We start from the raw sequence: 299 nt of genomic DNA, 5'->3' as shown, positions 1-299 counted from the left end.
ACCGCTCTTGCCCATTGCCATATTGGCGGCGATCGGCGCCATGGCCAGGCCGATGGAGATGATCACCGGCCCGATGACCACGGGCGGCAGCAGCCGGTCGATAAAACCGGTGCCTTTGATCTTCACGGCCAGGCCGAGGAAGGTGTAGACGAATCCCGCCGCCATCACGCCGCCCATGGTCGCCGCGAGGCCGAACTGGCCCTTGGCGAGAATGATCGGGGTGATAAAGGCAAAGCTCGATGCCAGGAATACCGGCACTTGGCGTCCGGTCACGATCTGGAACAGCAGCGTGCCAAGAC

General features: G+C 63.2%; 1 protein-coding gene. It reads right to left on the bottom strand.

The window, feature by feature from the left end; translation table 11 throughout:
- Positions 1–299: solute carrier family 23 protein (locus MTCD1_RS18870; RefSeq protein ID WP_305764594.1), on the bottom strand; the 299-nt coding region annotated here is incomplete at both ends.

It is taken from the genome of Colwellia marinimaniae, assembly GCF_002207865.1.
Classification (GTDB): Bacteria; Pseudomonadota; Gammaproteobacteria; order Enterobacterales; family Alteromonadaceae; genus Colwellia; species Colwellia marinimaniae.
This window is presented reverse-complemented; position numbering and strand designations above follow the sequence as displayed.